Below are 26,248 nucleotides of genomic sequence, written 5' to 3'. Positions count from 1 at the left end.
TGCGGATCAGCGAATGACATTGCGCCAGTCCTGCTCAAAGTCATGCACCAGCGACTGCTCGTTGAGCCGGTTGGCACGCGCCTCGCGCGGCGCCATGTCGGCGGGGAAGCGGAACATCAGCGCGGTGCTGTCGGCGTCGAGGAACTTGAGCGGCACGGTGTAGTGCGTGGGCGGCGTGTAGTCGTCGCGCTTGCCCGCAAGGATAAAGCCCCACTCGCCGAATGACGGCACATAGGCGTGGTAGGGCCAGGTATGCAGGCCCGCCTCGCGCAACGTGGCGTCGATATCCCAGAACGAGCGCGGCGCGAAGTACGGCGAGGTGGACTGCACCACCGCATAGCCCTTCTCCGCGAGATGGTGCGACATCAGCTTGTACATCGGCACCGAGTACAGCTTGCCCAGGCCGAAGTTGGATGGGTCGGGCAGGTCGACGATGATGGCGTCGAACATCTCGTTGTGCTGCTCCATCCATTGCGCGGCATCCGCATTGACCACCTGCACGCGCGCATCCTTGAGCGAGCCCTGATTCAGCGCCACCAGCGGCTCGCTGCGCGAGAACAGGGTGGTCATGGCGGGGTCGAGGTCGACCAGCGTCACGTGCTCGATGTTCTTGTGCTTCAGGATCTCGCGCACGGCCAGCCCGTCGCCGCCGCCGATCACCAGCACGCGGCGCGCCCACGGCAGCGCCTGCAGCACGGGATGCACCAGCGCCTCGTGGTAGCGGTGCTCGTCGCGCGAGGAGAACTGCAGGTTGCCGTTGATATAGAGGCGCATGTCGTCCTTCCAGCGCGTGATCACCAGGCGCTGGTACGGCGTGCTTTCGCTATGGATGATCTCGTCGCCGAACATGCCGCGCTCAGCCCAGTGGGTCAGCCGCCCCGAGGCCAGGAAGCCACCCGCCAGCAGCACCAGCACCAGCGAGGCGCGCAGCATGCGCGACATCACCGGCTTGAGCTCGTCGCGGAAGATATGGATGGTGACGAGCGCCACGCCCGCATTGAGCATGCCGAACAAAAAGCCGGTGCGCGACAGCCCCAGGCGCGGCGCCAGCACCAGCGGGAACACCAGCGAGACAGCCAGCGCGCCAAGGTAGTCGAACGTCAGCACGCGGCTGACCAGCTCGCTAAAGGCGGTGCGGCGCGTGTTGAGCACGCGCATGACCAGCGGGATCTCCATGCCCACCAGCACGCCGAGCACGAACACCATGGCGTAGAGCGCGGTGCGAAAGGGTGCGGACAGCCAGGCAAACACCACGAACAGGAGCGCCGCGGAGATGCCGCCGAGCAGGCCGATCAGGATCTCGATATCGATGAAGCGCGCCAGCACGTCCTCGTCCTTCACATAGCGTGACAGCCAGGAGCCCACGCCCATGGCGAACAGGTAGCAGCCGATGATGGAGGAGAACTGGAGGATGGAGTCGCCCAGCAGGTAGCTGGACAGGGCACCGGCGATCAGCTCGTAGCCGAGCCCGCAGGACGCCACGATCAACACCGAAAGAACAAGGGTACGGTCGCGCATCGGGGCTAGGGAATCGGGGGGTCGGAGAGGAAGCCGGGAGGGGCTGGCGTGACGCTCAGGCGAGCCGCCGCGCGATGCGCGCACGCCTGGCAAACTGCAAAAAAGTTGTGATGAACCGAAATGGACAACGGATATACTTGGGCGCCAACTGCCAACAATGCTGATATCGCCAATATGGCTTCACGATTCACGGCTCGCTGACTGTTGCGGCAGCCCGGAACACCGTCGTGGAACCAGCCGGAGAACAACCAAGATGCAAGCCATCTACGCCTACGTGCTGCACCTGCTGGCCGGCCTTGCCCTGCTGGCGGTGTTCGTCGGAGTCTACACCAGGATCACGCCGTTTCGCGAGTTCGCGCTGATCCGCCAGGGCAACCTCGCGGCGGCGCTTTCGCTGTCGGGGGCGATGATCGGTTTTTGCTTTACGCTGTCGTCCAGCATCCAGCACAACGACACCTTCCTGATGTTCCTGGTGTGGTCGGTGGGGGCGATGCTGGTACAGGCGCTGGCCTACGCGGGCCTGGCGCGCGCGCTGCCCGACATGGATGCAGCGATCGAATCGAACAATATCGGCATGGGCGGCCTGATGGGCGCTATTTCAGTGACGGTCGGCTTGATCAATGCCGCCTGCCTGTCCTGACTTCCTGAACATGCTGGAACAACGCTGAGAACCTGGGGATTGCCATGAGCATCGGATCGTTCATCAAGAAGCAGTTTATCGACATCCTCCAGTGGACGGAGGACACGGACGGCGTACTGGCCTGGCGCTATCCGATGGAGGATATGGAAATCCAGTACGGTGGCAGCCTGACCGTGCGCGAGTCGCAGATGGCGGTGTTCGTCAACGAAGGCAAGATCGCCGACGTGTTCGGGCCCGGCATGCACAAGCTCACCACGCAAACGCTGCCGGTGCTGACCTACCTGAAGAACTGGGACAAGCTGTTCGAGTCGCCCTTCAAGTCGGATGTGTACTTCTTCAGCACGCGCCTGCAGATCGGCCGCAAGTGGGGCACCGCCCAGCCGATTACCATCCGCGACGCCGATTTCGGCATGGTGCGGCTGCGCGCCTTCGGCTTGTATTCGTACAAGGTGGCCGACGCCGCCAGGTTCTATACCGAGATCAGCGGCACGCGCGCCGAATACACCCGCGACGAGGTGGAAGAACAGCTGCGCAACCTGCTGATCGCCACCATGACCGCCACGCTGGGCGGCGCCTCGGTACCCTTCCTGGACATGGCCGCCAACCAGGCGCTGATGTCGCAGACCATCCGCGACAGGCTGGCGCCGGAGTTCGAGCGCTATGGCGTGGCGCTGGATAACTTCGCGGTGACCAATGTGTCGCTGCCGGAAGAACTGCAAAAGGCCATCGACACCCGTGTCTCCATGGGCATGATGGGCGATATGGCGAAGTTCACGCAGTATCAGGTCGCCACCTCGCTCCCGCTGGCCGCGCAGAACGAGGGCGGCGTGGCCGGCCTTGGCGCCAGCCTGGCGGCGGGCGCGGTGATGGGCCAGGCGATGGCGGGCGGGCTTGGCGCCGCCGCCGGCGTCCAGCCTGCCGCACCCGCTGCGGCAGCGGCGCCGGCCGCAGTGGCCGCGCCCGCCGACGATCCCGCCGCACGCCTGCAAAAGCTCAAGGACCTGCTCGACAAGAGCCTGATCTCCCAGGCGGAGTTCGACGCTGCCAAGGCCGAGATCCTCAAGAAACTGATCGGCTGAGCGCGCCCTATCCCTTAAGCATGCAAGAAATCAACTGCCCAAGCTGCGGCGCGCCGGCGGCCTTCCGCTCGTCTGCCGCGGCGATGGTGGTGTGCGAGTTTTGCCACAGCACGCTGCTCAAGGACGCCGACACGGTCAAGGACATCGGCAAGATGTCCACCGTGCTGGAGGACTACACGCCGCTGCAGATCCACACCACGGGCCAGTGGGACGGGCAGGGCTTCACCCTGGTCGGCCGCATCCAGCTGCGCTACGACTCCGGCCTGTGGAACGAGTGGTACCTGCTGTTCGACGACGGCAGCGACGGCTGGCTGGCGGATGCTTCCGGCCAGTACATGCTGACCCGGCGCGTCACGGCCGAGCAATCCGCCGCGCAGATTAACGGCGTGGCGCTGCCGCGCTATGACCAGCTCACGCCCGGCACGCCCCTGTACTTCGACAAGCATCGCTACCTGGCCAGCGACGTGCGCAGCGCGCGCTGCACCGGCGGGCAGGGCGAGCTGCCGTTCACGGTGGGCGCCGGCTGGACCGCGCAGGTTGCGGACTTCCGCGACGAAGGCCGTTTCCTCACGCTCGACTACGCCGATGGCGATCCGCCCGCCATCTATACCGGCCAGGCGGTCACGCTCGACCAGCTCAAATGCCAGTTGCTGCGCGAGGCCGACCAGATCGCCGGCACCGCCGACCGCTATCGCGGCAAGGCCGTGCCGCTGGCCTGCCCGGGCTGCGGCGGCCCGATCGCCTACCGCGCGGGCGTGGCCAGCTTCGTGGTCTGCCCGAGTTGCCACAGCGAGATCGACTGCTCCACCTCCACGGCGCTCGTGCTGGAAAAGCAGCATGAGCTCGATGCGCTCAAGACCAGCCTGGCGCCGGGCGACATCGGCAACATCGACGGCAAGCCGTACACGGTGCTGGGCCTGATGCAGTGCACCGACAACGACGAGGAAGAAGCCTCCACCTGGGTCGAGTATCTGCTGTTCAACGAGCAGCGTGGCCTGATGTGGCTGGTGGAGCAGGACAGCGGCTGGGACCGGGTCGAGGTGCTGGATACCTGGCCGCGCATGGTCTCCGGCACGGCCGCAAGCTACCAGGGCCAGACGTTCCAGCAAGGCTACGACTACGAGAGCGAGGTGCTGTACGCAGCCGGCACCTTCAACTGGCGCGTCAAGGTGGGCGACACCACGCGCCTGACCGAATTCGGCAAGCCGGCGCGCCGGCTCACGCGCGAGACCTCCGACACGGAAATTGTCTGGACTTTGTCCACCACCGTGGCGCGCGCGCAGCTCGCGCAGTGGTTCAAGTCCAGCCCGGGGCTGGCCGAAGCCGCCCGCGCGCCGCAGGCAGCGCGCGCATCGGCTGCGGGCAATAGCGCCGACCTCGCCTTTTGCCGCAAGAGCGCCAAGGTCTACGCCATCCTCCTCGCCATCCTCAATGTCCCGGTGGCGCTCGTCACCGATCGGGGCTGGTTCACTATCGTCGTCGGCTTCCTGCTGCTTTGGGCGCCGATCTGGCTGGTCCAGCGCTGGGCCGGAAAGGATTGAGTCAGCGTGCGCCTGCTTTATCTTGTCTACGGCATCATCGTGCTGTTCGGCACGACCTTCTTCAACATCGGCGAATCCACCGGTTCCGGCGCCTCCGGATACGCGAGCTCGCGTGGCTGGAGCGGCGGTTCCTCCGGCTCCAGCGGCTGGTCCTCCGGCGGCGGCCACAAATGAGCCGGCGGCCATGAACGCCCCGGCCCTGCCTTGCCCGGCGGTGCTCGGCCACCACCTGCTTGCCGACCTGCAAGGCGTGGCGAGCGACCTGCTGGCCGATGCCGCACTGGTCGAGCGCGTGCTTTACCAGGCGGCGCAGGCCGCCGGCGCCACCGTGGTCGATGCGCGCTTCCGGCACTTCGGGCCGGGGCTGGGCGTAACCGGGGTGCTGCTGCTCAAGGAGTCGCACATCAGCATCCATACCTGGCCCGAGTACGGCTTTGCCGCCGTGGATGTGTTCATGTGCGGCGCCGCCCGGCCAGAGCTGGCGGTGGAGGTGATGCGCGCGGCCTTCGTGCCGCGCACGCTCACGCTGCGCGACCAGGCGCGGGGCCCGGCGCCGGGCTGAGCACGAAGCTGGCAAGGCTTGCCGCGATGGTCTACACTGCCAGGTAACCCCGTAATTACTACAGGGTATTGAGTGCAATCGGAAGTGACCTGGAGTCCGCATGCGTATCGGTGAGCTTGCAAAACACAGCAGTTGCGACGTGGAAACCATCCGCTATTACGAGCGCGAAGGCCTGCTCGACGCGCCCCAGCGCGAGGACAACGGCTATCGCCGCTACGGCGACGGCCATCTGCTGCAGCTGAACTTCGTGCGGCACTGCCGCTCCCTCGGCATGAGCCTGTCCGACGTGCGCCGGCTGCGCGACTTCGAGCGCGATCCGACACTGGCCTGCGACGATATCAACAGCCTGCTGGATCGCCAGATCGAGCAGATCCACGCCCAGCGCGTGGCGCTGGAGGCGCTGGAAGGGCAGTTGCGGGCACTTCGCCATACTTGCGACCAGCCCCATCCGGCCAGCGAATGCGGCATCCTGCAGAACCTGCAGCAAGCTGCCGCCGGCGCCGCCTGCGAGTGCCATCCGCATCCTGAGAGCCACGCGTAAGGGTTGCGCCCCGGTGCCTGAACGGTGCCGGCTATGCTACGATCCCTTTACCTGCCGCGCACCAAGCTGGTGAAAAAGCGGCGGGCCGAGCCCGCGACGAAGCCTTTGAGTGAGCCATTGCTCTCGTCAGTTTCGCCGCATGGCGCGCTTTCCCGATTTTCCATTCCAATTGCTGCCGCACCCAATGACGCCTTGCTGCCTGTCGCCGATTGCTGTCGAGCTTGCCCCTATCGGGCAGGCTCGCGCGACCGCGCGCGCAGTCCAGGCGCCGCGCGCGCAAGCCAAACAGGCGATCGCCTGCCGCCGGATCAGCGCACCGCTTGATCCTGCCCGGTTCCCAGCCTGACGTTCCCCCCAACGCAGGCAGACGCTGAACCGGGCCGAGTCACCCCCAGTTCGCGGTTTTCCCGCCGGTACTGACCGCCGGTAACAGCTCACCTTATTTCATGACCTGGCAACGCCAGGAGCCGATCCCCGACGGATCGCTCCAGCCTGTTCCGGGTCGCCGCATCGCCACTTAGCGAGGATTCATCATGACGGCATCGTCCAAACAACAACCGACCCTTTACCTGACCGAGCTCGACGTCACCCGTCTGGAGCGCATCGCGGGCCGCGCCGGCGCTGCGCCGCTGGCCGAAATGCTCGACAGCATCCTCGAGCGCGCGGCCATCGTGCCGGCCGAGGCAATTCCCAAGGATGTGGTCACCATGAACTCCAGCCTGCTGTGCGCGCTGGAGGGCGAGGCCACGCCGCGCCGCTGGACGCTGGTCTATCCGGACACCGCCGATTTCGAGGAAGGCCGCCTGTCGGTACTGTCGCCGATCGGCCGTGTGCTGCTGGGCGCGCGCGCGGGGCAGACCGTGAGCTACCGTCTGCCGGACGGACGTGAGCAAAGCGTCACCGTGGTGGAGCTGTCTTTCCAGCCTGAGGCCAACGGCCAGTACACCGTCTAAGGCCTGGTCAAAAGCTTATCCCGCACTTTTTGGGGACTTTCAGGCCGACTCAGGGCTGATTCCAGGCTGATTCCGGGCGCCGGTCGTGGCGCCCCGGCGCGCGCTCATCGGCGCCGCCCATCCCGCAAAACGCCAGCCCGCGCGCAAGCTGTTCGCCCGCGGACCGGCCTCCTGCCTGGGCTGGCGGGCCATCAGGCATCGCTTTAGCCACCCGCCGCGCCCCCTCGCAAGCCCTCCCGCCACGCCATTGGGCAGCCAATCCACGCCGTTCGTCCGACTTTCCAGCGTTTCACGACTCGCAACGCACCATTCGTCGCAGTGGGATTTCTCCTTGCCCGCCAAGCCACTAATCTTCAGTCCGTGCCTGCAGCGCAACATAGATTTGCCGGGGCAGCTTGTACAGCAAATTAAAAGCAAGAACGACACAATCAGTTGAAGGAGTCCCAAATGAATGCCAAACGCATCCTTGGCAGCGCTCTCGCCGTGCTGATGGTGGCCTCGTCGGCCGCGGTACTGGCAGCGCCCGCCAACAGCAAGGTCGGCAAGTTCGACGTGTACGCCGACGCGTTGCGCGCCGGCAAGTTCGATACGTTCACCGATGGCGCGAAGGCCGGCAAGTTCGATACGTTCACCGACGGCGCGAAGGCCGGCAAGTTCGACACGTTCACCGACGGCGCCAAGGCTGGCAAGTTCGACACGTTCACCGATGGTGCCCGCGGCGCTTTCAGTGGCGAGATCGCAGCCAGCTCGCTGGACAACTCGCGCAGCGGCGACGGCTCGCTGTACGGCTACCGGGTCTGATACCGACCCCGTGTTACCCGGCGGCCATTCTGGTGGCCGCTTGGGTATCACTGTTGCTCCCCGTTTTATCTCCCACCTGCCCGGCTGACCTCCTCCTCCTTCTCTCTCCCGCCGGGTGGGTGATTTTTGCCCGCCGCCCCCCGCACTCCCTGCCTTTCGTTTTTCCTCCGGCAGCCTCGTAAGTTCCCCGCCCCGACTAATCCGAACTACCCCGAACGCCATTGGCCGCCACGCGCCTTGTCATTGCCGTTCGCGCCCGGCACGCCTGTGCCCGATCAAGACATAGAGCAGCGGCACCGCCAGCGAGCCGATCACGGTGGCGCCCAGCATGCCGCCCAGCACCCCGGTGCCGACCGCGCGCTGCGCGGCCGCACCCGGGCCGGTGCTGATTGCCAGCGGCACCACGCCCAGGATAAAGGCCAGCGAGGTCATCACCACCGGGCGCAGCCGCTGGCGGGCGGCCTGGCCGGCGGCTTCCAGCAGGTCCATGCCGCCGCGGCGCAACTGCTCGGCGTATTCCACCACCAGGATGGCGTTCTTGGCCGCCAGCCCCATGATCACCACGCCGCCCACCTTGAAGTAGACGTCGTTCGGCATGCCGCGCAGCCAGATCGCCACCAGCGCGCCAACGAGGCCCGCCGGCACGATCAGCAGCACTGCCAGCGGCAAGGTCCAGTTTTCATAGAGCGCCACCAGGCACAAGAAGATGAACAACATCGACAAGGCAAACAGCCACGGCGCCTGCGTGCCGCTTTGCTGCTGCTCGAAGGCGCGCCCGGTCCAGCGCACGTCGTAGGCGCCGCCCAGCTCGCGCACCTTGGCCGTCAGGCGTTCCATGGCTGTGCCGGTGCTGTGGTCCGGCGCCACTTCGGCGTTGATGCGCACCGAGGTGAGCCCGTTGAACCGCTCCAGCGTCGCTTCGCCCTTGCCCCAGGCCAGTTCGGCGAAGGCACCCAGCGACACCATGCCGCCGCTGGCATTGCGCACATGCACGCGCGACAGCTTGGCCGGGTCCATGCGGTAAGGCGCATCCGCTTGCAGGATCACCCGGCGGATACGGCCTTCGCGCGCGACTTCGTCGATATAGCGCGAGCCCAGCGTGGCCGACAGCGCATGGTGGATGGCATCCGGCTCCACGCCAAAGCTGCGCGCGCGCTCATAGTCGATGTGCAGGTCCAGCGCCGGCGCCGGCTGGCCGGTGGTGGCGCGCACCTCGCCCAGCGATGGCTCGTCCTTGACGGCGGCAAGCAGCTTGTCGCGCGCGGCAAACAGCGCTTCGCGCCCGGCGCCGGCCTGCGCCACCAGCCGCATGTCGAGCCCGCCGGTGCTGCCCAGCTCGGGCAGGGCAGCACCGTTATACGCGTACAGCTGCGCCTGTCCCCGCCCGGGCCACGCTTCCAGCCCGGCCTGGAGCCTGGCCAGCACGGCGTGCGCGCGTTCGTCGGCGCCGCGCTCCGACCAGTCCCGCAGCGCCAGGTACATGCTGGCGCGCTGCTCGCCGTTGCCGGAATTGCTCCAGCCCAGCACGGCAAAGGTCGAGCGCACGGGATACTTGCCGGCTTTCAGCCACGCCTCCAGCGCCGCCACGGTGGCGCGTGTCTGCTCCTGCGTGGCGCCCGCGGGCAGTTCCATATCGATCACCAGTTCGCCGGTGTCTTCCTCCGGCAGGAAGCCCGCGGGGATCTGCCACATCAGCACGCCGCCGGCCACCGCCAGCGCCAGGTAGATGCCCAGCCAGCGCAGGCGGCGCCGCTGCAGCGCCAGTATCCAGCCGGCATAGCGCGCGGTGAGCGCCGAGAAGCCGCGCTCGAACCAGGCCAGCGGGCCGCGCTGCGGATGCGGGGCATGGCGCAGCAGGCTGGCGCACATGGCCGGCGCCAGCGAAAGCGCGAAGAACAGCGAGAAGGCGATGGAGATCGCCAGCGTGATGGCGAAGTGCCGGTAGATCACGCCCACCGCGCTGCCCAGGAACGCCATCGGCACGAACACCGCGCACAGCACCAGCGTGACACCCACCAGCGCGCCGGACACTTCGCGCATCGAGCGGGCCGCCGCCTCCATGGCGTCCACGCCTTCTTCGCGCATGATCCGCTCGACGTTCTCCACCACCACGATGGCGTCGTCGACCAGGATGCCGATCGCCAGCACCACGCCAAACAGCGTGATCACGTTCAGAGACAGGCCGAACGCGTACAGGCAGGCGACCGTGCCAAGCAACGAAACCGGCACCACGATCACCGGGATCAGCGTGGCGCGCAGGTTGCCGAGGAACAGGTAGAGGATCAGGAAGACCAGCGCCGTGGCTTCGCCCAGCGTGGTCAGCACGCGCCAGATCGAGCGTTCGACGAACTGCGCGCTGTCGGATGAGATCTCGTAGCGCATGCCTGCAGGGAAGCCGCGCGCGGCTTCGTCGAGCGCGGCGCGCACCGCGCGCGAGGTGGCCAGTACATTGGCGCCGTCTGCCAGCTTGAGGCCGATCGAGGCTGCCACCTGGCCATCGTGGCGCGAGCTGTAGCGGTAGTCGCTGGCGCCCAGCTCCACCCGCGCCACGTCGCGCAGCCGTACCAGCGAGGCGTCGCCGCCGGCGCGCACCACGATCTGGCCGAAGGCCTCCGGCTCGGCGAGCGGCCGGGGCGGGCGCACCAGCGCCTGGTAGGGCTGGCCCGGCACCGCTGGCGCACCGCCGAGCTGGCCCGGGGTGACGTCGCCATTGCGCGCCTTGATGGCCTGCTCGACATCCGCGGCCGTAAGGCCGTAGGCATTGAGCTTGTCGGGATCGAACCAGATGCGCAGAGCGTACTCGGCCCCGTAGGGCTCCGCCTTGCCGATGCCAGGCAGGCGGCGCAGCATCGGCAGCACCGAAGCGGCGGCAAAGTCGCCGAGCGCGGTTTCGTCGAGCTGGCTGTTCTGCGACACCAGCGAGACATACATGAAGGGGCTGCTGCCGGCCTGGTCCACGAAGATGCCGCCGCGGCGCACCGCCTCCGGCAACAGCGGCTCGGCTTGCATCACGCGGTTGCGCACGTTGACCTGCGCCAACTGCGCATCGGTGCCCTGGCGAAAGCCCAGCGTGATGGTGGCGGCGCCGCCCTCGCTGCTGGCATCCAGGTAGAGCAGCCCGGGAATGCCGTGCATCTGCTGCTCCAGCACTGCGGTCACCGCATCCTCCACGGTACGCGCGGACGCGCCGGCATAGTCCGCGTAGACGATCACGGTGGGCGGCGCCACCGCCGGATACTGGGCGATGGGAATGCGGGTGAGGGCGATCAGGCCCGCCACCATGGTGAGGATGGCAATAACCCACGCGAACGCGGGCCGGCGAAGAAAAAAGGACGCCATGGCACATTGGATTGTTTTGCGTCGGCGCGGCAGCTAGCCGCCGCGACCGCGCGGTGGAACGGATCCGGCGCGCGGGCACCGCGAGATGCAAGCGGTGAAACGCGCCGGGCAGCGTGGCACAAACGCTGTGGGGGAAGTGTGTCTGGCCGTCGCTCTAGCGGGACGGTCGGGAGAAGCCGCGCAGCAGCGCCGCGAGCAGCACCTGCTGCCTGCGCGCCAGCGGCTGCCAGTCCTCGTGGGGCAGGTGCTCGAACGTGATTTCGAGCGCGGCCAGCCCGTGCACGGCAGTCCACAGCGCGTTGGTGACATCGCCGGGGTCGTACATGGAATCGATCAGCGCGGTGGCTTGCTGGTCATGCACGCAAGCCAACAGCACCGCGTTCACCGGGTCTTCCGGGAAACGCTCGCCCCAGCGCAGATCGATCGCGCGCTCGGCGTCGGCCGGCAGGCCCATCATCATCATCAGGTGATAGCTGTGGCGGTTGGCCAGGGCCCACGCCACATAGGCATCGAGCACGGCCGGCAACGCCAGCGCAGGCGTGCCCGCGGCGGCGCGCGCGTCGGCCAGCGCCGCCGCGAGGCGTACCCAGTCCTGCGCGCACAGCTCGAACAGCAGTGCGGTCTTGTCTTCGAAATGGCGGTAGATGGCGGCCGCGCTATAGCCGCAGCGCTCGCCGATGCGGCGCAGCGTGACGCCGCTGAAGCCCGCCTCGGCAAACAATGCGCGGGCAGCATTGAAAAAGGCTTCGCGCACACTTTCGCGCCGCAGCTCCGCACCGCTGGCCCGCGCAACGGGCGCACCGGCACGCGCGGCAACCGGCGTGGCGGGTACGTTTGCGGGCGGGGCCGACGGGCTGGATTGTGCTGGGCGGATGGCGGACATGGCCGCGATTATAAACACCGCTCACTTTGTAAACAACGTTTACATGGCGAATTCAGCACAAACGAGTGCCCCACCAGCGAGGGGGCGCTGCCCCCGGGGGAGGGGCGCCGCGCAGTCATCCGTATGCGTGGCTCAGAGTTGCTTGGCCGCGAAGGTGTCGCACTTGCGGATGTCGCCGCTGGTCAGGCCCTGGCGCAGCCAGCGCGTGCGCTGCTCGCTGGTGCCGTGGGTGAACGCCTCCGGCACGACATAGCCCTGGGCCTGCTTTTGCAGGCGGTCGTCGCCAATGGCGGCGGCGGCCTTGAGGCCTTCCTCGATATCGCCGGGCTCCAGCAACTGCTGGTTCAAGCGCTCTGCGGTGGCGGCCCATACGCCGGCCAGGCAATCGGCCTGCAGCTCCACGCGCACCGACAACTGGTTGGCCTGCGCCTCGCCCATGCGGCGGCGCGCGGCGTCGACCTTGCCCGACACGCCGAGCAGGTTCTGCACATGATGGCCGACCTCGTGGGCAATCACGTAGGCCTGGGCAAAATCGCCACCGGCCCCGAAGCGCTGGCGCAATTCATCGTAAAAAGCCAGGTCGATATAGACCTTCTGGTCGCCCGGGCAATAGAACGGCCCCATGGCCGACTGGCCCGTGCCGCAGGCGGTAGGCGTGGCGCCCGAGAAGATCACCAGCGTGGGCGGCGCATAGCGGCGGTTGAGATCGGTCTCGAAGATATGCGACCAGGTGCGCTCGGTGTTACCGAGCACCTTGCGCACGAAGACCGTCATCTGGTCCCGGGCGGGGGGATGGCTGGGCACATGCTGCTGTTGCGGCGCTTGCTGCTGCGAGCCCTGCAGCACCGAGGCGCCCTGCATGATCACGGAAGGGTCGATGCCAAAGAAATAAGACGCCGCCAGCGCCACCAGGATGGTGCCGATGCCGAGCGTCTTGGGCCCCGCGCCAAAGCCGCCGAAACCGCCGGAGCCTTCACCCCGGCGGTCTTCTACATTCTGGCTTTCGGCTTCGTCGTCGAGACGCATGGTGGCTCCGCATTACTGGTTGATCGCCGCGGCAAAAAGGTGGCCGCAGCGTGTCGATCAGTATAGCAACGGCAATGCCGCCAACGCATGCGTGTGGTGTATCAGGCGGTAACCGCTGGTGCCGCGCTGGCAGCCGCTTGCCCCTGCGCCTTGCCCGGCTCCGCGCCGCCGATTTCGGCCACGCGCAGCAGGTTGGTGGTGCCGCCCTGGCCAAACGGCATGCCTGCCGCGATGGTGATCTGGTCGCCGGGTTCGGCATAGCCTTCCGCCAGCGCCGCGCGGGTTGCCGCATTCACCATCTCGTCCACGCTTTGCACGTCCGGGCTGACGGTGGAATGCACGCCCCACGCAATCGCCAGCCGCCGCGCGATTTCCAGGTTCGGCGTGATGCTGACAATGGGCGCGCACGGCCGCTCGCGTGCGGCGCGCAGCGCGGTGGAGCCCGACGAGGTGTAGGTGACGGTAGCCACCGCGCCGATGATCTGCGTGACCTCGCGCAGCGCCGCGCAGATCGCATCCTGGCGGGTGGACAGCGGCGCCTCATGCCCCGCGTCCAGCAGGTTGCGGTACAGCGGATCGCGCTCCACCTCGGTGATGATGCGGTTCATGATGGCCACCGCCGGCACCGGGTGGCGGCCGTTGGCCGACTCGGCCGACAGCATCACCGCATCGGCGCCGTCATAGATGGCGCTGGCCACATCGGAGGCTTCGGCGCGCGTGGGCACCGGCGAATCGATCATCGATTCCAGCATCTGCGTGGCGATCACGATGGGTTTGCCGTGCTGGCGGCAGATGCGCAAGATGCGCTTCTGCACACCCGGCACGCGTTCCGGCGGCAGTTCCACGCCCAGGTCTCCACGCGCCACCATCACCGCATCGGACACGCGCACGATTTCTTCGAGCTGCTGCAGCGCGGCGGGCTTCTCGATCTTGGACAGCACGCCGGCACGGGTGCCGATGATCTCGCGCGCTTCCACGATGTCGGCCGGGCGCTGCACGAACGACAGCGCGATCCAGTCGGCGCCCAGCGCCAGCGCGAAGGCGAGGTCCTTGCGGTCCTTCTCGGTCAGGGCGGGGATCGGGATCACGGCGTCGGGCACGTTCACGCCCTTGCGGTCGGACAGCGTGCCGTGGTTGACCACGCGCGTGGCGATGCTGCCACTGGCCACCGCCTCGATCTTCAACTGCACCTTGCCGTCGTCGATCAGCAGCGACTGGCCCGGCGCGGCCACCCGGAACAGTTCCGGATGCGGCAGGTGCACGCGCGTGGCGTCGCCCGGGCTGGGGTCGCTGTCGAGCACGAAGGCGTCGCCGGCCTTGACCGCCACCTTGCCCGCGGCGAAGGTGCCGATGCGCAGCTTGGGGCCTTGCAGGTCAGCCAGCACGGCGATGGGGCGGCCGGTCTCGGCCTCGACCTGGCGCACGGCGTCGTAGCGGCGCTTGTGGTCGTCGTGCGAGCCGTGGCTGAAGTTCAGGCGGAAGACATCCGCCCCGGCTTCGAACAACTGACGGATCACCTCGATGTCGGTGCTGGCCGGTCCGAGCGTGGCAACGATCTTGGCTTTGCGCTGGCGTCTCATTTTGTCTCCTCTTCCAATCTCGGGCGGCGCGCCGCGATGGGCGCGCCGTTGTTCAAATTCAGGGCTTACACAATCAGGATGGCGCGGAAATCATTCACATTGGTACGGGTCGGGCCGGTAACGATCAGGTCGTCCAGGCCGGCGAAGAAACCGTAGCCGTCGTTGTTGCCGAGGTGCGCGCGCGCGGACAGTCCGCGTGCCTCGGCACGGGTCAGCGTATCGGGGGCGAGCAACGCACCGGCGTTGTCTTCCGAACCATCGATGCCGTCGGTGTCGCAGGCAATGGCATGCACGCCAGGCAGGCCGTCCAGTGCGACCGCCAGCGCCAGCAGGAATTCGGCATTGCGCCCGCCGCGGCCGTTGCCGCGCACCGTCACCGTGGTCTCGCCGCCGGACAGGATCACGCAGGGCTTGCGAAACGGCTGGCCATGCTGCGCAACCTGCCGCGCGATGGCGGCATGCACCAGCGCCACATCGCGGGATTCGCCCTCGATGCTGTCGGACAGGATGTGGGCTTCCAAGCCCAGCTCGCGCGCGCGCGCCGCCGCGGCTTCCAGCGATTGCTGCGCGGTGGCGAGCGTGACGCTGCGATGGCCGTCGAAGCGCGCATCGCCGGGCTTGGGCGTTTCGCCCGCTGCGCTCTCCAGGTGGGCGCGCACATTGGCGGGCACTTCGATGCCGTACTTGGCGATCACCGCCAGCGCGTCGGCGCAGGTGGTGGCGTCGGGCAGGGTGGGGCCGCTGGCGATCAACGTGGGATCGTCACCGGGAATATCGGAAATCAACAGGGTCTCGACGCGTGCGGGCGCGCAGTGCAACGCCAGCCGGCCGCCCTTGAGCGCCGACAGGTGCTTGCGCACGCAGTTCATCTCGCCGATATTGGCGCCGCTCTTTAGCAGCGCGCGGTTCACGGCTTGCTTGTCGGCGAGCGTGATGCCGTCGGCCGGTGCGGCCAGCAGCGCGGAGCCGCCGCCGGAGATCAGGCACAGCACCAGGTCGTCGGCGGTCAGGCCTTTGACCAGCGCCACCATGCGCTGCGCGGCGCGTTGGCCGGCTTCGTCGGGCACCGGGTGCGCGGCTTCCACCACCTCGATACGCTGGCACGGCGCGCCATGCCCGTAGCGCGTCACAACCAGTCCGGAAATCTCGCCTTGCCAGTGCGCCTCGACAGCTTGCGCCATGGCGGCGGCGGCCTTGCCGGCACCGATCACCACCGTGCGGCCCTTGGGCGGCGTGGGCAGTTGCGGCGGCAGGCAATGGCTGGCGCTGACGGCGGCAACCGCGGTATCGAACAGGTCGCGCAGCAGGGCGCGCGGATCGGTGGGTCCGGCAGGGCGCTGGGGCGCCTGCAGGGTAGGGTAGGAATCGGTGGCGAGCATGACGGGATCCGGAAGTGCTGCGTTCCCGGCCGCGAGCGGCCAGGAGTGATGCTGGCCTGCCTCGGCAGGCCGTGATGGCGCTGCTGGCTTACTTGGCGCTGCCCTTGGCGATCTCATGGTTGGACATGATCTCGATGGCGCGGCACAGTGCCGAGTGGTCCTGCTTGCCCAGACCGTTGGCGGCGCAGGTGTTGAACAGCTCTTGCGCGGTGGCGGTGTTGGGCAGTGCCACGCCCAGCGCCTTCGCGCCTTGCAGCGCGAGGTTCAGGTCCTTCTGGTGCAGCTCGATGCGGAAGCCCGGATCGAAGGTGCGCTTGACCATGCGCTCGCCATGCACTTCCAGGATGCGCGAAGCTGCGAAGCCGCCCATCAGCGCCTGGCGCACGCGCGCCGGATCGGCGCCCGCCTTGGAGGCGAACAGCAGTGCTTCGGACACGGCCTGGATGTTCAGCGCCACGATGATCTGGTTGGCCACCTTGGTGGTCTGGCCGTCGCCGTTGCCGCCGACCAGCGTCACGTTCTTGCCCAACAGGTCGAACAGCGGCTTGACCTCGTCGAACGATTCTTGCGGGCCACCGACCATGATGGTCAGCGATGCGGCCTTCGCGCCCACTTCGCCGCCGGACACCGGTGCATCCAGGTAGGCAGCGCCGAGCTTGTTGACGCGCGCGGCGAAATCCTTGGTGGCGATCGGCGAGATCGAGCTCATGTCGACCACGATCTTGCCGTGCGCGGCTTCCTTGCCGGCGGCCTTGAGCGCGGCGGCCACGCCCTTCTCGGCGAACAGCACGGCTTCCACGTGCGGGGTGTCCGGCACCATGATCACGATGATGTCCGCGCGCTTGGCCACTTCCTCGGCGCTGGTGCAGACCGTGACGCCGGCATCGACCAGCGCTTGCGGTGCGGTGTTCACGTCATGGACGAACAGCGTGTGGCCGGCCGCGCGCAGGTGGCCCGCCATCGGTGCGCCCATGATGCCCAGGCCGATAAAGCCGACGTTGCGTTGGTTTGCCATGTGATGTCTCCTTGATGGGATCGTTGAATGTTTGGGGATTTGCTTGTTCCGGCTTACTGCACGCCGTGTGCCGCGCGCCAGCCCAGGCCTTCCACCGTGGTCGTGCGCGGCTTGTACTCGCAGCCGACCCAGCCGCCGTAGCCGATCTCATCGAGCCACTTGAACAGGAAGTGGTAGTTCAGCTCGCCGGTGCCCGGCTCGTTGCGCCCCGGGTTGTCGGCCAGCTGCACGTGCTTGATCTTCGGCAGGTTGGCTTTGAGCGTGGCGGCGATTTCGCCTTCCATGCGCTGCATGTGATAGATGTCGTACTGCACGTAGAGGTTGGGCGCGTTGACCTGTGCGATCAGGTCCAGCGCCTGCTGCGTGCGCGACAGGAAGAAGCCGGGGATGTCGAAGGTGTTGATCGGCTCGACCAGCAGGTCGATCTGCTCGGCGCCGAGCGCCTGCGACGCGAAGCGCAGGTTTTCCACCAGCGTTTCCTGAGCCTGATCCTGCTTGACGTTCTGCGGCTGGATGCCGACCAGGCAGTTCAGCTGGCGCACGCCCAGCACCTTGGCGTACTTGATTGCCTCGCCCACGCCGTCCTGGAATTCGCTCACGCGGTCCGGGTGGCAGGCAATGCCGCGCTCGCCCGCTTCCCACTTGCCCGCCGGCAGGTTGTGCAGCACCAGGTCGAGCTGGAAGCGGTTGAGCCGGTCGGCGATCTGGTCGGCGTGAAAGGCGTAGGGGAAGAGGAACTCCACGCCGCGGAAGCCCGCGCGCGCGGCGGCTTCAAAGCGGTCGAGGAAGGCCACTTCGTTGAACAGCATGGTCAGGTTGGCGGCAAGTTTTGGCATGGATGTCTCCGGATGACTTGTCTTGTGATTCCGCTCGCGCGGATGCGGTGATTGGGGGGCGCATCAAGGGATGCAGCGCTGCGCGCGGGCTCGTGGCCCGCGCTTGTCAGCCTGCCGTGCTTACGCCGTTTCCACTTCTTCCTTGAGGATGGCTTCCTCGATGTCTTCGATCGGCTCGAACTCGTTGATGTTGTCGATCTCGGTGCCCATCGCGATATTGGTCACGCGCTCCAGGATCACTTCCACCACCACCGGCACCGAGAATTCGGCCATCAGGTCGCGCGCTTCGGCAAAGGCCGGCGCGATGTCTTCCGGCTTGAACACGCGGATCGCCTTGCAGCCCAGGCCTTCCACCACCTTCACGTGGTCCACGCCGTAGCCGTTGAGCTCAGGCGAGTTGACGTTGTCGAAGGCCAGCTGCACGCAGTAGTCCATCTCGAAATTGCGCTGCGCCTGGCGGATCAGGCCGAGGTAGGAGTTGTTCACCACCAGGTGGATGTACGGCACCTTGAACTGCGCGGCCACGGCCAGTTCTTCGATCATGAACTGGAAGTCGTAGTCGCCCGAGATGGCTACCACATCCGATTCCGGCGAGGCCACCTTCACGCCGATCGCGGCGGGAATGGTCCAGCCCAGCGGGCCGGCCTGGCCGCAGTTGATCCAGTGGCGCGGCTCGTTGACCGACAGGAACTGCGCGGCGGCGATCTGCGACAGGCCGATGGTGGAGACGTAACGCACATCGCGCGGGAAGTACTGGTTCATCTCGCGGTACACGCGTTGCGGCTTGACCGGCACGTTGTCGAAATCGCTCTTGCGCTGCATGGTGCGGCGGCGCTTTTGCACATCCGCCACCCAGCTCTTGCGGCACGGCAGGCGGCCGGCCATCTTCATCTCGCGCGCCACTTCCACGAACTGCTCCAGCGCGGCCTTGGCGTCGGAGACGATGCCCAGGTCCGGGCCAAACACGCGGCCGATCTGGGTAGGCTCGATATCCACATGCACGAACTTGCGGCCCTTGGTGTAGACCTCGACGCTGCCGGTGTGGCGGTTGGCCCAGCGATTGCCGATGCCGAGCACGAAGTCCGATGCCAGCATCGTGGCGTTGCCGTAGCGGTGCGACGTCTGCAGGCCAACCATGCCGGCTTGCAGCGGGTGGTCGTCGGCCAGCACGCCCCAGCCCATCAGCGTGGGAACCACCGGCACGTTGACCAGCTCGGCGAATTCCACCAGGAGCTCGGCCGCGTCGGCGTTGATCACGCCGCCACCGCACACGATCAGCGGGCGCTCGGCCGCGTTGAGCATGGCGATGGCCTTCTCGATCTGCGCTCGCGAGGCAACCGGCTTGTACGGGGCGAGCGGCTGATAGGTTTCCGGATCGAACTCGATCTCGGCAACCTGCACGTCGAACGGCAGGTCGATCAGCACCGGGCCCGGGCGGCCCGAGCGCATCAGGTGGAAGGCTTGCTGGAACACTTGCGGCACCAGCGCCGGCTCGCGCACGGTCACGGCCCACTTGGTCACCGGCTTGGCGATCGACTCGATGTCGACGGCCTGGAAGTCTTCCTTGTACAGGCGCGCACGCGGCGCCTGGCCGGTGATGCAGAGAATGGGGATGGAGTCAGCCCAGGCCGAGTACAGGCCGGTGATCATGTCGGTGCCGGCCGGGCCCGAGGTGCCGATGCACACACCGATATTGCCGGCTTCGGCGCGGGTGTAGCCTTCGGCCATGTGCGAGGCGCCTTCCACGTGGCGCGCCAGGAAATGGTCGATGGTGCCGGCCCGGCGCATGGCCGAGTAGAACGGGTTGATGGCGGCGCCGGGCACGCCGAACGCGGTGGTGATACCTTCTTTTTCCAGCACGGCGATGGCCGCGTCAACTGCTCTCATCTTCGGCATGTCTGTCTCCAATCGTGGATGCGATGTTTTGTGAATGGCTATGGATGGCTGCGAATCACTGTTGGAGTCCATGCTATTCCCGCAAGCGGGTTGGGATAAAGGGAAGGGAGATCAGTTGATTCGATACCCGTGATATCGAATGAGGCCGATCGAGGCAGAAAACGCGGTCACCCGGCACGGCCTGGCGCGTGTCATGGAACTACGTTGTGTGACGGCAACGATACGTAGGAAATTGCGGGAAAAGCCCGCCCGTCGGTCCCGGCGCACACCCTGCGGCCCGCCAAATGGCGACAATGTGCGGGTATCGCGCCAGTACCTGTGCCAGGGCACGGCGCAGGAACCACCTATTGCCAACCTGACCGCCATGCATACCAGGCTCCCTCCCACCCGCGAACTGCTTGACGCGCTCAAGCACAAGACGCCCGCCGTATCCGATACCGCCGGTTCGCCCACGGCCGCCATGAAGCTGATGCGGCTGCAGAGGGGCCTGCTGGTGCTGTTCTGGGCTTGTTCGGTGGCGGCGCTGCTGGTGACCGGCGCCGTGCTGTACACCAGGTACCAGATCAAGCAGACGCCGGCGCCATGGCTGGCGCGCCTGGTCTATAGCCTGCTGGGCGGCAGCGTGGCGGGGCTGGCGGCGCTGCTGCTCACGCACCTGCCGGCGCTCGCGCGCAAGCTGCGCGATCCGCTCGGGGCATTGGCCGACCAGGTCGACCGGCACGATGAGGCGGAGAGCGCGCTGCTGCGCTCGCTGGCGCGCGTCCCCGCCCAGGCGCTGCGCGCCAGGGCACGGCGGGTGGAGGTGCAGTTACGGATGTGGGAGGGCATGGCGAGGACGATTGGTTTGCTGATCGCGGTCAGCCCGGCCGCGCTGGTGCTGGTCACGGGCCTGTTCGAGTTGCCGCGCAAAGGCGGCAGCTTGCTGCCGCTGCTGTCGCTCTACGGCCTTGTCTTCGTGTCGGGCGCGGCGCTGGCGGTCTTCCTGCAATTGCAGGTCAGCCGCCCGTTGCGCCGGCTTGCCTACGTGCTTGGCGAAGCGGCACAGATCAGCGCGCAGTTGGAAAGAGCGCCGACGCCGCCCGCGGCGGCATCGGCAGTGGTCGCCGCCGTACCCGTTGCAGCGCCCATTGCAGCGCCCGCATTCGCGGTCCCATCTCCGGCGCCGGTACCGCCCGAAGTCCTCCAGGCAAGCGCGCTCGGGGATGCTGCCGCGGCCTCGCCGGAGGAGGATGCCGCGGCGCACGCGGACCACGCGGACCACGCAGCAGCGGCTCCGCCCACGCTGCCTGCGCTGCCTCAACCCGCCAGGTAGGTCTGGGCCAGCCGGACCCAGCAAGCCGCGCCCAGCGGCAGCACCTGGTCGTTGAAGTCGTAGCCCGGGTTGTGCACCATGCAGCCGCCGAACTCGCCTTCGCCATTGCCGAGGATCAGGTAGCAGCCCGGCACCTCGTTGAGCATCCACGCAAAGTCCTCGCTGCCGTTCAGGCCCTTGGGCGCTTGCGTGACGACTTTGTCTGCGCCGACGAGTTCGGCGCAGACCTGCTGCGCCAGCGTTGTTTCCGCCTCCGTGTTGACCATCGGCGGCGTCAGCTGGCGATAGTCGATGTGCGCTTCCACGCCGTGCGCCTGCGCGGTCAGGCTGACGATCTCGCGGATGCGCTGCTCCACCAGCGCACGCGTCTCCGGGCGCGCCGCGCGCACGTTCAGGCCCAGCGTGACCGATTCCGGAATCACGTTATGCGTGGCGCCGCCACGGATAAAGCCCACCGACAGCACGGCCGTATCGTCCGGCGCCACATTGCGCGCCACCACCGTTTGCAGCGCGGTGACGATGGCCGCGCACGCCGCGATCGGATCGCGCGCGCGGTGCGGCATGGCGCCATGCCCGCCCACGCCCTTGATGGTCACGTCGGCCACGTCGGACGACAAGCTCACCGGGCCGGGCAGCACGCGGAAGGTGCCGGCGGCCACGCCCGGCATATTGTGCAAGGCGAACACGGCATCGCACGGGAAACGCTCGAACAGGCCATCCTCAATCATCGCGCGCGCGCCGCAGAGGTTCTCCTCGTCGGGCTGGAAGATCAGGTTGAGGGTGCCATCGAAATCGCGGCTATCGGCCAGCGCCTTGGCGGCGGCCAGCAGGATGGCAGTGTGGCCGTCGTGGCCGCACGCGTGCATCTTGCCCGGGATCTTGCTGGCATACGGCAGGCCCGTGGCCTCGACGACCGGCAACGCATCCATGTCGGCGCGAATGCCCAGGCGGCGCTTGCCGTTGCCCAGCTTCAACTGCCCCACCACGCCGCTCTTGCCGATGCCCGTGTGCACCGCGTAGCCCCAGCTCTCCAGCAAGGTGGCCACCAGCTTGCTGGTGGCGCCAACCTCGAAGCCGAGCTCAGGCTGGGCGTGGATCTGGCGGCGGATGCCGATAAAGGTCTCGGCATCGATCTGGATCGCCGGCAGCAGGTGCGGCAGCAACTGGAAGGGCGTCAGGGTCGGTTCGCGGGTCATGTGTTTATCCTTTGCTGCAAGTTGGCCAGCCTGGCCGGGTAGAGGAGGAGAGGGAGGAGAGCGCTCAATGCGCTTGAGCGTTTTCGCGGATCGTAAGCACCGCGAGGATGGTCACCGCGCCACAGGCCATCATGTAGAAGGCGGGCGCCATCGGGTTGCCGGTCTTGGCCAGCATCCAGGTGACGATGAACTGGCAGGAACCGCCGAACACCGTCACGCCAACCGCGTAGATCACCGACAGGCCGCTGGCGCGCACATGGGCCGGCAGGAGCTCCATCATCATCAGCAGCATCGGCGTGGAGCCCAGGTAGACGCTGGCGGTCAGCAACGCGGACAGCGACAGCACCAGCGGCACGCTCGGGTAGTGGGTCATCAGCCAGAACGCGGGATAGAGGCACACCAGCGTGAAGGCCATCGAACCCAGCACCAGCGGCTTGCGGTGCGGCAAGCGGTCGGCCAGCGTGCCGGCCACCAGCGACATCACCAAGCACACCACACCTGTCACGCAACCCGACAGCAGCGACAGCGATGGCGGCAGATGCAGTTCGCGGATCATGTAGGTGGGCATGAAATACACCACTAGGTAGGTGGCGACCGTGCCGCCGATGATGGTCAGGATGCCCTTGACCACCGTGCCGCCATGCTCGCGGAACAGCGTGCCGAGCGGGCTAGGCGCGTGCGCCTCGGCCGTGTGCGTCTCGTCCAGGTGAGCGCGGATATACAGCCCCACAGGCGCAATCAGCAGGCCCAGCACGAAGGGCACGCGCCAGCCCCAGCTTTCCAGCGAAGCTTGCGGCAGCACGCCATAAAGAATGGCGGCCGTGAGCGCGCCCAGCGTCGCAGCGATGCCCTGGCTGCCGAGTTGCCAGCTGACGCGAAAGCCGCGGCCCTTGACGCCGCCGGACTCCATCAGCATGGCAGTGGAGGCGCCAATCTCGCCGCCCAGCGAAAAGCCCTGCAGCAGGCGTCCGGCCACGATCATCACCGGCCCGAACAAGCCAGCGAACGCGTAGGTCGGGGCGAAGGCCAGGCACATCGTGCCAATCACCATCAGCCCGATGGTCAGCGTCATTGCCGCCTTGCGGCCGTGGCGGTCCGCGTAGTTGCCGATCACGAAGCCGCCCAGCGGCCGCATCACGAAGCCGATGCCGAAGGTCGCCACCGCCAGCAGCAACGAGCCGTATGCGCTGTCGGACGGAAAAAACAGCTTGCCGATCAGCAGCGCGAAGAAGCTGTAGACGGTGAAGTCGTACATCTCCAGCGCATTGCCGATCGAGCAGGCGGCAATCAGGCGGGACTGGCTCTGGCGCGCCGGGCTCGCGGGCTTGGGCTGGGAAGGGGCCAGCGAGGGCGCAGGCAGGGTGGCATCGTTCATGTCGGTGTCTCCACGAACTGGTTGAGGGGGTGGCGGGGTGAGGGCCGTGGAGGCCGGCGCTTGCCGGCCATCCATCGCGGGAGTGTGGGGACTCCCTGGCGATGAAGTATTGAGGCAAACACGGCAAGCCAAAAATCATATATTTTCATCCTGATAACCAAATGGCATCGCCGTCATAACCACCGCTGCGCCGCTATCGGTACAAGTACCGAGAAGCCTTGTGCCGTGGGCATTCGCGGCGCAGCACCGGGTCCGCGCCATAGTGCCGCCAACGGCGCCCGGGCCCGGCGCCGGGGCGGCGCGCACCGTTGCGGGGCGCCTGGAAGAACATAAAAAGAGGAGAAGCCAAGATGAAGCTGCAGCAACTACGCATCCTGCTGGCGGTGGCCCAGCACGGCAGCATCCACGAAGCCTCGCGCAGCCTCCATGTGTCGCAGCCGGCGCTGTCCAAGGCCATCGCCGAACTGGAACGCGAACTCGGCGTCACCCTGATGTCGCGCTCCGTGCGCGGCGTCAGCCTGACCGCCTATGGCGTGGCGCTGGTCAAGCGCGCCAGCCTGGTGGAGCAGGAATTGCGGCATGCGCTGGAAGACATCGAAGCCATCCGCGGCCACGCCGACGCGCAGCTCAACATCGGCTTCACCGCGGTGGCCTCCAGCGGCCCGCTGCCCGACGCCATGGCCGCGTTCCGCAAGCGCTTTCCCAACGTCGCCCTGCGCGGCTTCGAGCTGCGCCCGCAACAGATCCTCGAAGGCCTGCGCGAAGGCCGGCTCGACCTCGGCCTGATCTCAACCAACAGCGGCCCCGGCACGGGCGCCTTCCAGTGGGAACCGCTGTTTTCCATCGGAATGTCGCTGGCCGTGCGCGCCGGCCATCCGCTGCGGCGGGTACGCCGGCTGCGGCCGCTGCTCGACGCCGACTGGCTCGTACTCGACCCGCTCGACGACCCCGGCAGCCCGCTCGCCAGCGTGATGCGGCTGCACCGCCTCGACATGCCCAAGCGCGTGGTGCAGAGCGCCTCCAACCTGCTCGGCCTGCAACTGGCCACGCGCACCGACCTGATCAGCATGTGGTCCGACTTCGTCTTCGACGGCACCGGCCCGCTGCGGCTCGATGCTTCGTCATTGATCCGCCTGCCGATCAGCGACGAACTACCCGAGTTCCGCGTGTTCCTCGTCTACCGCTCGGAAGACCTGATGACCCAGGCCTGCGCCGGGTTCAGCAAGGAGGTGCGGCACTGCGCGCAAACGATGCCGCGCGGGCGGCCCGCGGTGCGTGCGGGCAGGTGAGTGCCGTGACACATCGTCCGGGCGCCCGAGTACCCCCACCCTAATCGCCCCCATAGGCCACATAGCCCACATAGCCCCCAGCACATGCCCGCCGCCTGCAAATGCGCCACAATGACGCCCAGGAGACACACCGCATGGACAAGCTAAAACAGATCGAAGCCTTTATCGCCGTCGTCGAACACGGCAGCATGGCCGCCGCCGCGCTGACGCAGGGCGTGACGCCGGTGATGATCGGGCGCCGCATCAATGCGCTGGAGGCGCGCATTGGCGTGAAGCTGCTGCACCGCTCAACGCGGCGCATCGTGGTGACGGAGCAGGGCGCGGCGTTCATGGAGCAGTGCAAGAAGGCCCTCGCGGACCTGGACCGGGCCGAGATGCTGATCGCCGAGGGCAAGCACAAGGCGACCGGCCACCTGATCGTGTCGGCCCCGGCGGCGTTCGGGCGCAAGCATGTGGCGCCGCATGCGCCGGCATTCCTGGCGGCGAACCCCGAGGTGCAGATTTCCTTCAACCTGACCGACCGCGTGGTGGACCTCGTGCGCGAGGGCTATGACGTGGGCATCCGCATCGGCGGGGCCATCGATCCAAACTTTGTCGCGATCAAGCTGGCGACCAACAAGCGCGTGGTGTGCGGCACGCCGGCCTACTTCGCGCGCAACGGCGTGCCGCAGACGCTGGACGACCTGGCGCAGCACAACTGCCTGGCGTTCAACCTGCAGGGAGGCCAGCAGCGCGGCTGGTATTTCCAGCAGGACGGCAAGACGGTGACGGTGCGCGTCAATGGCAACCTGGATTGCAACGACGGCGAGTTGCTGCATCGCTGGACCGGCGAGAGCCTGGGGCTGGGCTGGCGCTCCACCTGGGAAATCCTGCCGCAACTGGAGAGCGGGGAGCTGATCACGGTGCTGGACGAGTACGCGCTGCCGGATTACGACATCCTGGCGGTGTACCCGCAGCAGCGTCCGGTGCCGGCAAAGATCCGCTTTTTTATCGAGCACCTGAAGGCGGCGTTCGCGGTGCCGGGGTACTGGACCGGGCGGCAAGGACGATGATGGCGGCGTGGCTCGCGGACGCGGTCGTCCTGTTTCACCTCGCCTTTATCGTCTTCGTCATGCTGGGCGGTTTGCTGGTGCTGCGCTGGCCGCGCATGGCCTGGCTGCATCTGCCGGCGGCGGCCTGGGGCGTGGTGGTGGAGTGGAGCGGATGGATCTGCCCGCTCACGCCGCTGGAGAATGCGCTGCGCCAGCGCGCGGGGCAGCCAGCCTATGGCGGGGATTTCGTGCAGCACTACGTGCTGGCGCTGATCTATCCCGAGGGCCTCACGCGCGAGATCCAGATGGGGCTTGGCGCCGTGGTGCTGGCGCTCAACCTGGCGGTCTACGTGGCGCTCTGTCGCCGGATGCGGCGCCAGCGAACGCGTCGGCACGCCTGAGCGCGCACGACGCAAATCGCAAAAACGCGGAGCGCCAAGCACCTCGGCCGGCGCC

General features: G+C 67.3%; 23 protein-coding genes. 12 read left to right on the top strand and 11 right to left on the bottom strand.

The genetic code is table 11. The annotated features are described in order from the left end of the window. Positions 1-6 precede the first annotated feature (6 nt). Positions 7-1,518, bottom strand: a complete 1,512-nt coding sequence (locus F7R26_RS19645; RefSeq protein WP_150993365.1) for a polyamine aminopropyltransferase — start codon at positions 1,516-1,518, stop codon at positions 7-9. A 253-nt stretch (positions 1,519-1,771) separates the two neighbouring features. On the opposite strand from F7R26_RS19645, the gene F7R26_RS19640 reads away from it, so the two are divergent. The 8 genes from F7R26_RS19640 (at position 1,772) to F7R26_RS19605 (ending at position 7,635) form a co-directional block, all read left to right on the top strand. After that, entirely contained in the window at positions 1,772-2,158 is a 387-nt protein-coding gene (locus F7R26_RS19640) for a DUF350 domain-containing protein (protein WP_043350632.1), read from the top strand. A gap of 44 nt (positions 2,159-2,202) precedes the next feature. Continuing rightward, complete coding sequence (locus F7R26_RS19635; RefSeq protein ID WP_193692096.1) at positions 2,203-3,237, top strand: SPFH domain-containing protein; 1,035 nt, start codon at positions 2,203-2,205, stop codon at positions 3,235-3,237. 20 nt (positions 3,238-3,257) lie between these two features. Continuing rightward, positions 3,258-4,778, top strand: a complete 1,521-nt coding sequence (locus F7R26_RS19630) for a DUF4178 domain-containing protein (protein ID WP_150992585.1) — start codon at positions 3,258-3,260, stop codon at positions 4,776-4,778. Between the two features lie 6 nt (positions 4,779-4,784). Further along, entirely contained in the window at positions 4,785-4,952 is a 168-nt protein-coding gene (locus F7R26_RS19625) for a hypothetical protein (protein ID WP_170302012.1), read from the top strand. A 10-nt stretch (positions 4,953-4,962) separates the two neighbouring features. After that, positions 4,963-5,340: an adenosylmethionine decarboxylase gene (gene speD, locus F7R26_RS19620; protein ID WP_150992583.1), complete on the top strand. Its 378-nt coding sequence runs from the start codon at positions 4,963-4,965 to the stop codon at positions 5,338-5,340. A gap of 100 nt (positions 5,341-5,440) precedes the next feature. Beyond that, a complete protein-coding gene (locus F7R26_RS19615; RefSeq protein WP_043350620.1) occupies positions 5,441-5,881 on the top strand; it encodes a Cd(II)/Pb(II)-responsive transcriptional regulator in 441 nt (146 codons plus the stop codon). 533 nt (positions 5,882-6,414) lie between these two features. Next, the gene (gene rnk / locus F7R26_RS19610) at positions 6,415-6,834 is read left to right on the top strand and encodes a nucleoside diphosphate kinase regulator (RefSeq protein WP_043350617.1); all 420 of its coding nucleotides are present in this window, start codon (positions 6,415-6,417) and stop codon (positions 6,832-6,834) included. 447 nt (positions 6,835-7,281) lie between these two features. Then, positions 7,282-7,635 (top strand): hypothetical protein, encoded by a 354-nt coding sequence (locus F7R26_RS19605; RefSeq protein WP_150992581.1) that lies wholly within the window; start codon positions 7,282-7,284, stop codon positions 7,633-7,635. A gap of 240 nt (positions 7,636-7,875) precedes the next feature. Here F7R26_RS19605 and F7R26_RS19600 read toward each other — a convergent pair whose 3' ends face one another. The 8 genes from F7R26_RS19600 to gcl form a co-directional block, all read right to left on the bottom strand. Then, complete coding sequence (locus F7R26_RS19600; RefSeq protein WP_150992579.1) at positions 7,876-10,974, bottom strand: multidrug efflux RND transporter permease subunit; 3,099 nt, start codon at positions 10,972-10,974, stop codon at positions 7,876-7,878. 154 nt (positions 10,975-11,128) lie between these two features. Beyond that, positions 11,129-11,857, bottom strand: coding sequence for a TetR/AcrR family transcriptional regulator (locus tag F7R26_RS19595; protein ID WP_150992577.1), 729 nt, complete (start codon positions 11,855-11,857; stop codon positions 11,129-11,131). Between the two features lie 132 nt (positions 11,858-11,989). After that, positions 11,990-12,883: a KPN_02809 family neutral zinc metallopeptidase gene (gene ypfJ / locus F7R26_RS19590; protein ID WP_150992575.1), complete on the bottom strand. Its 894-nt coding sequence runs from the start codon at positions 12,881-12,883 to the stop codon at positions 11,990-11,992. 101 nt (positions 12,884-12,984) lie between these two features. Beyond that, complete coding sequence (gene pyk / locus F7R26_RS19585; RefSeq protein ID WP_150992573.1) at positions 12,985-14,463, bottom strand: pyruvate kinase; 1,479 nt, start codon at positions 14,461-14,463, stop codon at positions 12,985-12,987. A 65-nt stretch (positions 14,464-14,528) separates the two neighbouring features. Beyond that, positions 14,529-15,842, bottom strand: a complete 1,314-nt coding sequence (locus tag F7R26_RS19580; RefSeq protein ID WP_150992571.1) for a glycerate kinase type-2 family protein — start codon at positions 15,840-15,842, stop codon at positions 14,529-14,531. Between the two features lie 88 nt (positions 15,843-15,930). Beyond that, entirely contained in the window at positions 15,931-16,878 is a 948-nt protein-coding gene (gene glxR / locus F7R26_RS19575) for a 2-hydroxy-3-oxopropionate reductase (RefSeq protein ID WP_241754549.1), read from the bottom strand. Positions 16,879-16,910: 32 nt separating this feature from the next. Beyond that, positions 16,911-17,693 carry a hydroxypyruvate isomerase gene (gene hyi / locus F7R26_RS19570; RefSeq protein WP_150992567.1) on the bottom strand — a complete coding sequence of 261 codons (783 nt, stop codon included), beginning with the start codon at positions 17,691-17,693 and terminating at the stop codon, positions 16,911-16,913. Between the two features lie 120 nt (positions 17,694-17,813). Then, the gene (gene gcl, locus F7R26_RS19565) at positions 17,814-19,589 is read right to left on the bottom strand and encodes a glyoxylate carboligase (RefSeq protein WP_043350593.1); all 1,776 of its coding nucleotides are present in this window, start codon (positions 19,587-19,589) and stop codon (positions 17,814-17,816) included. Between the two features lie 364 nt (positions 19,590-19,953). On the opposite strand from gcl, the gene F7R26_RS19560 reads away from it, so the two are divergent. Further along, entirely contained in the window at positions 19,954-20,901 is a 948-nt protein-coding gene (locus F7R26_RS19560; RefSeq protein WP_150992591.1) for a hypothetical protein, read from the top strand. Here F7R26_RS19560 and F7R26_RS19555 read toward each other — a convergent pair. Both F7R26_RS19555 and F7R26_RS19550 read right to left on the bottom strand, forming a co-directional pair. Beyond that, complete coding sequence (locus tag F7R26_RS19555) at positions 20,886-22,097, bottom strand: M20 aminoacylase family protein (protein WP_150992565.1); 1,212 nt, start codon at positions 22,095-22,097, stop codon at positions 20,886-20,888. The genes F7R26_RS19560 and F7R26_RS19555 overlap by 16 nt on opposite strands. A 64-nt stretch (positions 22,098-22,161) precedes the next feature. After that, entirely contained in the window at positions 22,162-23,472 is a 1,311-nt protein-coding gene (locus F7R26_RS19550) for an MFS transporter (protein WP_150992563.1), read from the bottom strand. Between the two features lie 350 nt (positions 23,473-23,822). On the opposite strand from F7R26_RS19550, the gene F7R26_RS19545 reads away from it, so the two are divergent. The 3 genes from F7R26_RS19545 (at position 23,823) to F7R26_RS19535 (ending at position 26,193) form a co-directional block, all read left to right on the top strand. Beyond that, entirely contained in the window at positions 23,823-24,761 is a 939-nt protein-coding gene (locus F7R26_RS19545) for a LysR family transcriptional regulator (protein ID WP_150992561.1), read from the top strand. 134 nt (positions 24,762-24,895) lie between these two features. Continuing rightward, positions 24,896-25,813 (top strand): LysR family transcriptional regulator, encoded by a 918-nt coding sequence (locus tag F7R26_RS19540; protein WP_006157327.1) that lies wholly within the window; start codon positions 24,896-24,898, stop codon positions 25,811-25,813. Beyond that, complete coding sequence (locus F7R26_RS19535; protein WP_150992559.1) at positions 25,810-26,193, top strand: DUF2784 domain-containing protein; 384 nt, start codon at positions 25,810-25,812, stop codon at positions 26,191-26,193. The genes F7R26_RS19540 and F7R26_RS19535 overlap by 4 nt, the downstream gene beginning before the upstream one ends. The last annotated feature ends 55 nt before the right edge of the window (positions 26,194-26,248 follow it).

Origin of the sequence: Cupriavidus basilensis, from assembly GCF_008801925.2 — a bacterium.
In the GTDB taxonomy this organism is placed as follows: Bacteria; Pseudomonadota; Gammaproteobacteria; order Burkholderiales; family Burkholderiaceae; genus Cupriavidus; species Cupriavidus basilensis.
Note: the sequence above shows the minus strand (reverse complement) of the source record. Positions and strands in the feature narration are given on the sequence as shown.